The sequence below is a fragment of the Acidovorax sp. HMWF018 genome, assembly GCF_003061035.1.
In the GTDB taxonomy this organism is placed as follows: Bacteria; Pseudomonadota; Gammaproteobacteria; order Burkholderiales; family Burkholderiaceae_C; genus Acidovorax; species Acidovorax delafieldii.
In genome coordinates this window covers 18,248-20,663 of record NZ_QAIM01000489.1, presented here as the reverse complement: position 1 = coordinate 20,663, position 2,416 = coordinate 18,248, and the positions used below count along the sequence as shown (strand labels likewise).

General features: G+C 66.1%; 3 protein-coding genes. All 3 read right to left on the bottom strand.

Annotation, left to right across the window (positions count from 1 at the left end; genetic code table 11):
• Positions 1-262 (bottom strand): tryptophan 2,3-dioxygenase family protein (locus DBR23_RS31380; RefSeq protein ID WP_233250634.1); only part of this gene is annotated, 262 nt, incomplete at its 3' end.
• A 2-nt stretch (positions 263-264) separates the two neighbouring features.
• Positions 265-1,575, bottom strand: coding sequence for a kynureninase (gene kynU, locus DBR23_RS20980; protein ID WP_108499486.1), 1,311 nt, complete (start codon positions 1,573-1,575; stop codon positions 265-267).
• 87 nt (positions 1,576-1,662) lie between these two features.
• Positions 1,663-2,316, bottom strand: coding sequence for an arylformamidase (gene kynB, locus DBR23_RS20975; protein WP_108499485.1), 654 nt, complete (start codon positions 2,314-2,316; stop codon positions 1,663-1,665).
• Positions 2,317-2,416 lie beyond the last annotated feature (100 nt).

The following is a 2,416-nucleotide window of genomic DNA, read 5'->3' as shown; positions in this document are numbered from 1 at the left end:
CGCGCAGCTCGTGCAGCATGAGCTTCATCCACAGCTCGCTGGTCTGGTGCTGCACGATGAACAGCATCTCATCGTGCGCGGGCGACAGCGGCTTTTGTGCGGTGAGGATGGCGTCGAGCTGCAGGTAGTCGCCATAGCTCATGCTCTTGCTGAAGTCGAGCTGGGCGCGCTCTTCGTGCACGATGGATTCGGGCAGGGCAGATGCTGCCTTGTCGCCTGGGTTGGCATTGGCCGGTGTGTTGGAGTGGGAGAAGGGGCACATGATCAGGTCACTGCATGGGTCTGGTTGAACTCAGGCTTTCGCCACTCGCCACTCTCCAGCACCTGGCGCAGGTGTTCCACGGCGTTCCACACATCCTCAAAGCCCAGGTACAGCGGCGTAAAGCCAAACCGCAGGATGTCCTTGTGGCGGCCCGTGCCGCCATCGCCCTTGCGGAAGTCGCCAATCACGCCGCGCGCAATCAGCGCTTGCACGATGGCATAGGCGCCGCTGCCCTGGCCGTTCACGCCCGCGCCTTCATCGCGCGTCAGGCACACCTGCGAGCCGCGCTGGGCATGCTCACGCGGCGTGGCCAGACCCAGGCCGTGGCCTGCGCAGCGCTCCTCCACCAGCTGGATGAACAGGTCGGTGAGCGCCAGCGATTTGGTGCGCAGCGCGGCCATGCCGCCCAGGCTTTGCGCGGCGGTGAACACATCCAGCCCGCATTGCAGGGCCGACAAGCTGATGATGGGCTGCGTGCCACACAGGTAGCGCGTGATGCCCGGGGCGGGCTGGTAGTCTGGGGTGAAGGCAAACGGTGCGGCATGGCCCCACCAGCCGGACAGCGGTTGCCAGAAGCGGCTGGCATGGCGCGGGTGCACCCAGGCAAAGGCCGGTGCGCCGGGGCCGCCGTTCAAATACTTGTAGCCGCAGCCAATCGAGAAATCCGCGCCTGCGCCGTTCAGATCGACCGGCACCGCGCCCGCGCTGTGCGCCAGGTCCCACACGCACAGAATGCCCTGGGCGTGCGCGGCGGCGGTGATGGCGGCCATGTCGTGCATGGCGCCGGTGCGGTAGTTCACGTGCGTGAGCATCAGCACAGCCACGTCGCTGGTGAGTGCTGCGGTGATCTCTTCGGGCTCTACCAGCACCAGCTCCAGGCCGCGCTCCTTGCACAGGCCTTCGGCAATGTAGAGGTCGGTGGGGAAGTTGCTGCGCTCGCTCACGATGCGTTTGCGCGCGGGGCTGTCTTCGCGCGCGATGTTGAGCGCCGCGCTCAGCACCTTGTAGAGGTTGATGGACGTGCTGTCGGTGCACACCACTTCATCCTGGCCCGCGCCGATCAGCGGGGCCAGCTGGTTGCCCAGGCGCTGGGGCAGGTCAAACCAGCTGGCTGTGTTCCACGATTTGATGAGGTCTGTGCCCCATTCGCGGGTGACCACATCGGCCACGCGCGCGGCGGCGGCCTTGGGGGCCACGCCCAGCGAATTGCCATCCAGGTAGATCACGCCCGGGGGCAGGGCGAAGTGGCCGCGCAGCGGCGCGAGGGGGTCTTGCGCGTCGAGCGCGCGGCAGTCTTGCAAGGTGGTGGTCATGGTGTTCAGAGTGGTTTGCTTCTGTTTTGATAGCTGCTACCGCATGATGGACGTGCGGTAGAGGCTAAAAATATTGAAATTTTTGGACTACAGCGCCCGCAGCACGGCTCGCACGGGCGATGCGTCGGCCGTGGTCAGCTTGAGCGGCAGGGCGATGAGTTCGTAGTCGCCCTCGGGCACGGCGTCGAGCACCAGGTTTTCGAGCACGCGCAGGCCCCGGCGGCGGATGACCTGGTGGCTCTCCAGTGTCTTGCTGTCGGCCGGGTCGATGCTGGCGGTGTCGATGCCCACCAGCAGCACGCCCAGGTCGGCCAGGCGCTCGATGGTGCCGGGCGCATAGGCGGCCAGCTGGCCGTCCCAGCGGTCCACGGGCATGTGTTCGTAGGTGCGCACCAGCACGCGCTGCGGCAGGGTGCCGTTCACCGCGTGGGCAATGTGCTCCCAGGTGATCAGCGGCCCGCAGCCGATGGCGTGGATCACGCGGCAGGGGCCCAGAAACGCGTCGAGCGACACGTCACCGATGGTGGCGCCCTGCGCATCGTAGTGCAGCGGCGCATCGGCATGCGCGCCCACATGGGGCGACATCGTGATCGCACTCACATTGACCGGGCAGCCGGGGCCGATGGTGGCGCACCACTGCTGGCTGTAGGCCGTGTCGCCGGGGAACACGGGGCTGCCCGCATGCACGGGCGGCGAGATGTCCCAGAGCCGGCGGGCGGTGGAGGGGGAAGGCGTTGGCATGGGACAAAGTTTGCATGTCCCGAAAAACCCGTGGTGTCGGTTATTTCCAACACCGTGTCGATTTTTTGTTGAAGCCTAAACTATTTTGATGCGGCAGTAG